The sequence below is a fragment of the Janibacter limosus NBRC 16128 genome, from assembly GCF_001570985.1.
GTDB lineage: Bacteria > Actinomycetota > Actinomycetes > Actinomycetales > Dermatophilaceae > Janibacter > Janibacter limosus.
In genome coordinates this window covers 1-6,435 of the sequence record NZ_BCSS01000073.1, presented here as the reverse complement: position 1 = coordinate 6,435, position 6,435 = coordinate 1, and the positions used below count along the sequence as shown (strand labels likewise).

The window sequence follows — 6,435 nt, the reverse complement described above, 5'->3', positions numbered from 1 at the left end:
CCCGCCGCTCGCTCGAGGCGGGTGTGCGGTCATGACCGGCTCGGTGACTCACGGCGCGGACGCCTCGCGGCTGCGTGAGATCGGCGGCAACCTGGTGTCGAGCGCCCAGTCGTGCGACGACCTGGCGACCTCGGGCCGCAGCCTGGTGCAGGTGCTGGTAGAGCACTGGTCCGGTGAGGACCTGGAGCGCTTCGCGCAGAACGACTGGCCTCAGGCCGACAGCTGCCTCGTCCGCGCGGGCGAGCTCCTGCGGACCATGGGTGAGCAGGCCCGCACCCAGGCTGACGATCAGGTGTCGGGCAGCGAAGGGCAGGGCGGCGGAGCCAGGGGTGGCCCTGCGGACACGCCCGGACGCGACACCGAGGCCGCCGAGGAGGGCCAGTCGCGCGACGCCGATGACTATGGCGAGCTGCCCGACGGCATGACGGAGGTGTGGGAGGGCTACACCACCGAGGAGAGGGAGGCCATCGCTCGCGAGATCGTGCGCAGGGAGGCGGCCAAGTACGGGATCGAGCCGATCCCCGAGGTCATCTTCGTGGATGACCCGGGATACACGTCGAACGGCTCCTTGGTCAGCCACGGCGATGGCACCTACACCGTCAAGATCAATGCCAGCAAGCTGGATGACCCGATGATCCTGCACACGATCTACCACGAGGTGCGGCACGCAGGACAGCACGAGATGGTCGACAACCAGCCCGGCTTCATCGAGCGGGCCGTCAACGATGCCACGGGTCGCGACGACTACCCGGACGGCGTCACCCAGGAGCAGGTGGACGCCTGGGAGGAGAACTTCGAGGACTACCAGTCGACCAAGAAGGGCGACACCTACGAGGAGTACTTCGAGCAGCCCGTCGAGGTGGATGCCCGCGCCGAGGGCAGCGAGGGCGTCGAGGGGATCTCGCCGGAGGAGACCGATGATCTGCTCGAGCAGGGGCAGCGGACGGACGAGTTCATCGAGATCGTCGAAAAGATCATCCCCAAGATGTTCTGACTCGTGGTTGCCAGGGCGGGCTCGGCCAGGGGCCACGTCAGTGAGCGCGTGACAGGATCGGCCACATGGACAACCCGGTACCTGACTACTTGGCCGAGGTCGCGGACGCCTGCGCGTCGCTGACCTCGGGCGAGCCCGCCTCCTACATCCCGGAGCTGGCCACGGTCGACCCGGACCGCTACGGCGTCGCGATGGCGACGATCGACGGCACCTTGTACTCGGTCGGCGATGCGCGCCATGAGTTCACGATCCAGTCGATCTCCAAGGCCTTCGTCTACGGACTGGCTGTCCGCGAGCGTGGTCTGACCGAGGTGCTGCGCAAGGTCGACGTCGAGCCGTCCGGTGATCCCTTCGACGAGCTGTCCCTCGAGGACGGCACCGGACGCCCGCGCAACCCGATGATCAACGCGGGAGCGATCACCACCCACGCCCTCGTCGGCGGCGACGGGGCGAGTTCGATGGGTCGCTTCGAGGCGATCCACCAGGTGCTGTGCGACCTGGCCGGCCGCGAGCTGGCCGTCGACGAGGAGGTCTGGGCGTCGGAGATGTCGGTGAGCGACCGCAACTTGGCGATCGCGCACCTCCTGCGCAGCCATGGCATCATCGCCGACTCGCCGGAGGAGGTCGTCTCCGCGTACGTGCGTCAGTGCGCGGTGCTCGTCACGGCCGAGGACCTGGCGGTGATGGCGGCGACGCTGGCCAACGCCGGGGTGCAGCCGGTGACCGGGCAGCGGATCTTCTCCGGGCAGCAGGTGCGCCACCTGCTCTCGGTCATGCTCACCTGCGGCATGTACGACTCTGCCGGTGACTGGGTCTCCAATGTCGGGATCCCGGCCAAGAGCGGTGTGGGCGGCGGGATCATCGGTGCCCTGCCCGGCCAGGTCGGCATCGCGACCTTCGCGCCGCGACTGGACCCCCACGGCAGCAGCGTGCGCGGCATCGAGACCTTCGAGCGGCTCTCCCACGACATGGGCCTGCACCTCATGGAGGTCGCCCCACCCGCGCGGTCGGTCATCCAGCGCTCCCGCGTCGTCGGTGAGGGAGACGACGCGGTGCGGGTCTTCGAGCTGGCCGGGACGATCGGGTTCACCGGCGCCGAGCGCGTCGTGCGGCGCCTGTCGGAGGACGAGCCGGTCGAGCAGACGATCGTCGTCGACCTGACCCACGTGCACTCGGTGGGTGGCCCCGCCCGACACATGCTGCTCGAGGCGCTGCGCCGGCTGCGGCTCGACGGGTACACGGTCTACCTCATCGACCACGACGAGGTCCTGCCCGACCCCGACCCCGGTGACGGCGAGCCCGTCGAGCAGCTGCAGGAGATCTGATGCTGCGCCGGCTGATCTACCCCGTCCCCGCCTGGGACCCGGCCGTCGGTCTGCCCATCGCGACGACGAAGGGTGGTACCCACCTGATCCACCACCCCGCCCCCGAGGGTGGTCGCACGATCGTCTACCTGCACGGCAACGGCTCCGACCTCGCGTCGATCAGCCCGCTCGCCGGCCTCTTCGAGCGGCACGGTCTGGGCTTCGCCGCGATCGAGTACCCCGGCTACGGACCTGCCGAGGGGCGCACCCGACAGGCGAGCATCCTCGCCGCGGCACGCGACGGGCTGGCCCACCTCGCCCTCCCCGCCGAGCGCACCGTCCTCGTGGGCGAGTCGCTCGGCTCGTCGGTGGCCGCGCACCTCGCGGCGGAGGGCCTGCTCACCGATGGCGCAGGGAGCGGGCGGCTCGTCCTCATCTCACCCTTCACCTCGATGACCGCGATGGTGCAGCAGGTCGTGCGGGCCTTCCCCCGACGACTCGTCCCGGACCGGTGGGAGACCGACACGCTGCTCGAGCGGATCGAGGTGCCGACGCTGCTCGTCCATGGTGAGCTCGACGACCTCGTGCCGCCGGCGATGAGCGCGCTGCTCGAGCGGGGTCTGGCGACGGCGCAGCGCGTGGTCGTCCCCGGTCGCACGCACAACGACCTGTGGGAGTCGCCGAGCGAGTGCCTGGCCGTCGTCGCCCGGTTTGCAGGTGCCGACCAGCGGGACAACCCGGTGTACTGACGCACCGTCTCGGGAGTAGATTGTGTGTGCGATGCAGACAATTGGATGGCAGGCACACCGGGACGCCGTCGACCGGCTCGTGCGATCCCATGCAGCGATCCCGGCAGGCGCGACCGTGCGCCTGGCCAAGCGCACCTCCAACCTCTTCCGCCGACGCGCCGCGACCGATGTCCCGGGCCTCGACGTCTCCGGCCTGGGGGGCGTCATCGAGATCGACCCGGCATCGCGGACCGCGCAGGTCCAAGGCATGTGCACCTACGAGGACCTCGTCGCCGCCACGCTGCCGCACGGGCTCATCCCGCTCGTCGTGCCGCAGCTGCGCACGATCACGCTCGGTGGCGCGGTCACCGGGCTGGGCATCGAGGCGACGAGCTTCCGCAACGGCCTGCCCCACGAGTCGGTCCTCGAGATGGACATCCTCACCGGCTCCGGCGAGGTCGTCACCGCACGTCCTGACAACGAGCACGCCGACCTCTTCTTCGCCTTCCCCAACTCCTACGGCTCGCTCGGCTACGCCGTGCGACTGCACATCGAGCTGGAGGCCGTGCCGCCGCAGGTCGCCCTGCGGCACCTGCGATTTCACGACGCGCAGTCAGCCACCGACGCGATCGACACGATCGTCGCGTCCGGTGAGCACGAGGGCGTGCGCGTCGACGGGCTCGATGGCGCCGCGTTCACACCGGACGAGATCTACCTGACCCTCGCCACGTGGACGCACGACACGGGACCGACGAGCGACTACACCGGTCAGCAGATCTACTACCGCTCGCTGCAGGAGCGCACGAGCGACCTGCTGACGATGCACGACTACCTGTGGCGGTGGGACACCGACTGGTTCTGGTGCTCCGGCGCCTTCGGGGTGCAGAACCCGTCCGTCCGCCGGGTCTGGCCACGCCGATGGCGCCGCTCCGACGTCTACCACAGGCTCGTCGGTCTCGACCAGCGCTTCGACATCGTGGGCCGCCTCGACCGCAGGGCCGGTCGGCCGCAGCGCGAGCGGGTCATCCAGGACATCGAGGTGCCCAGCGAGCAGCTGCCGCAGTTCCTCGCCTGGTTCGACGCGGAGGTGGGCATGCGACCGGTCTGGCTCTGCCCCCTTCGCCTGCGTGGTGGCGCCGAGGCCCGCCCGTGGCCCTCGTACCCCCTCGACCCGGACCGCACCTATGTCAACGTCGGCTTCTGGGGCACGGTCCACGTCGGCGACGATGCCCCGCAGGGCCCGACCAACCGGGCCATCGAGAGCAAGGTCCTCGAGCTCGGCGGGCACAAGTCGCTCTACTCCGAGGCCTTCTACCCCCGTGACGTCTTCGACCGCCTCTACGACGGTGCCAACCTCGCTGCGGTCCAGCGGCGATACGACCCGGCCGGCCGACTGACCGACCTCTACGACAAGGTGGTGCAGACCCAGTGAGCACGATCAAGATCGCTGAAGCCGTCGCCGGCGTCATGCCGGCCGACCTCCCCGTGCGGCTGACGGCGTACGACGGCAGTACGGCGGGCCCGGCAGATGCCGACATCAGCGTGCACCTGCGCACCGAGCGGGGCCTGCGGTACCTGCTCACCGCTCCTGGTGACCTCGGATTCGCCCGGGCCTGGGTCGCGGGCGACCTCGTCGGGACTGGCTTCCACCCCGGCAACCTCTACCCGGTCCTGGACCTCATGAGCAGCACCGACCGCTGGCGCATCCCCGGGCCGGCCGAGGCACTCAAGCTCGTGCGTGGGTTCGGTTGGGCACACCTCAACCCGCCGCCGATCCCGCCCCAGGAGCACCTGCCGCGCTGGCGCCGCGTCGTCGAGGGCGTGCGGCACAGCCGTGCCCGTGACGCCGAGGTGATCCACCACCACTACGACGTGTCCAACCGCTTCTACGAGATGGTCCTGGGCCCGTCGATGACCTACACGTGCGCGGTCTTCCCGACGGCCGATGCGACGCTCGAGGAGGCGCAGGCGCACAAGTACGAGCTCGTCTCCCGCAAGCTCGACCTGCAACCCGGGCAGCGGCTGCTCGACGTCGGCTGCGGGTGGGGCGGCATGGTGATCCACGCGGCCAAGCACCACGGGGTCAAGGCACTCGGGGTCACCCTCTCGAGGGCGCAGGCCGACTGGGCCAAGCTGGCCATCGACCGTGAGGGGCTCGGCGATCTCGCTGAGGTGCGCTTCATGGACTACCGGGACGTGCCCGAGGGGGACTTCGACGCGGTGAGCTCGATCGGTCTGACCGAGCACATCGGGGCGCGCAACTACCCGGCCTACTTCGCCGCCCTGCGCGGCAAGCTGCGTCCCCACGGGCGGCTGCTCAACCACTCCATCACGCGCGACCACAACCGCTCGACGCGCACCGGGGCCTTCATCGACCGTTATGTCTTCCCCGACGGGGAGCTCACCGGAGCCGGAGCGCTGCTCGTGCAGATGCAGGACGCCGGCCTCGAGCTGCAGCATGCGGAGAACTTCCGCATGCACTACGCCCGCACGCTCGCCGGCTGGGTCGACAACCTCGTCGACAACTGGGACGAGGCGGTCGCCGAGGTCGGCGAGGGCACCGCCCGCCTGTGGGGTTTGTACATGGTGGGCTCGCGGATCGGCTTCGAGCGCAATGACGTCGAGCTGACCCACCTGCTCGCCACGCGCACCGATGACGACGGGGTGAGTGGCTACCCCCTTCGCCACACCTTCTGAGCACCCCGCGCCTGGCGGAGGTCAACGCGCGGATGAATCGCCAGCGCGTCCGCGTCCATCGGTGAGCAGGGGTCTACGGGTGGAGCTGGTGGTCAGACGTGGCCGCTGAGCTGGGCCATCCGCGACTCGAGGGCGGCGAGCATGGCGCTGCACCGCTTGCCGGCGTCCTTGCGGGCGGACTTGCCGGTCGCCTCGCTGGGTTCGGTGCACATCGGCAGGACGTCGACGGACAGGCGGGCACCTCCGGCGAGGGAGCGCAGCTCGTCGAGCTTGGAGGCGAAGGGGGAACCGCTGCCGGGGGAGTAGTAGGCGACCGCGTCGTCGATCCCGTCGGGGAAGAGGTCGGCCTTGGTGACGACGATGATCAGCCACACCGGTCGGTCGCGGCGCAGGGCCATCGACGCGATCCGGTGCGAGGTGATCGTCCAGTCCTCGAGCTCGGCGGCCAGCTGCTGCTCGCGGGTGGCCACAGCCGTGCCGGTCGTGCCCGCGGGGCGTCGCGCAGTGGCGTGGCCGTTGGCGACGACGTGCAGGATCCCGTCGACCGGGTCGTCGTGGAAGACCTCGTCGAGGGCACCCAGCCGGGTCGCGGCGTTGTCGCCGGGGACGACGCGGAAGCGGAAGCCCTTGCCCTTGGCCGAGCGGCGGGTGCGCCGCTCCATCGTCGCCGAGCCGACCTCGACGGTGCTCTCGACCGAGGTGCGGCGGGCGA

6 protein-coding genes are annotated in these 6,435 nt (G+C 70.2%); 5 read left to right on the top strand and 1 reads right to left on the bottom strand.

Going from position 1 to position 6,435, the window contains the following annotated elements; genetic code table 11:
- The 5 genes from JLI01S_RS16110 to JLI01S_RS16090 form a co-directional block, all read left to right on the top strand.
- On the top strand, positions 1 to 994 hold a 994-nt coding region (locus JLI01S_RS16110; RefSeq protein ID WP_218005537.1), incomplete at its 5' end, for a hypothetical protein.
- Positions 995 to 1,059: 65 nt separating this feature from the next.
- A complete protein-coding gene (locus JLI01S_RS16105) occupies positions 1,060 to 2,319 on the top strand; it encodes a glutaminase (RefSeq protein WP_068266590.1) in 1,260 nt (419 codons plus the stop codon).
- Positions 2,319 to 3,047 carry an alpha/beta hydrolase gene (locus JLI01S_RS16100; RefSeq protein WP_068266587.1) on the top strand — a complete coding sequence of 243 codons (729 nt, stop codon included), beginning with the start codon at positions 2,319 to 2,321 and terminating at the stop codon, positions 3,045 to 3,047. The genes JLI01S_RS16105 and JLI01S_RS16100 overlap by 1 nt, the downstream gene beginning before the upstream one ends.
- Before the next feature lie 31 nt (positions 3,048 to 3,078).
- Positions 3,079 to 4,458 carry an FAD-binding oxidoreductase gene (locus tag JLI01S_RS16095; RefSeq protein ID WP_068266584.1) on the top strand — a complete coding sequence of 460 codons (1,380 nt, stop codon included), beginning with the start codon at positions 3,079 to 3,081 and terminating at the stop codon, positions 4,456 to 4,458.
- Positions 4,455 to 5,723: an SAM-dependent methyltransferase gene (locus JLI01S_RS16090; RefSeq protein WP_245634659.1), complete on the top strand. Its 1,269-nt coding sequence runs from the start codon at positions 4,455 to 4,457 to the stop codon at positions 5,721 to 5,723. The genes JLI01S_RS16095 and JLI01S_RS16090 overlap by 4 nt, the downstream gene beginning before the upstream one ends.
- Positions 5,724 to 5,815: 92 nt before the next feature.
- Here JLI01S_RS16090 and JLI01S_RS17225 read toward each other — a convergent pair.
- On the bottom strand, positions 5,816 to 6,435 hold a 620-nt coding region (locus tag JLI01S_RS17225; RefSeq protein ID WP_068266581.1), incomplete at its 5' end, for a hypothetical protein.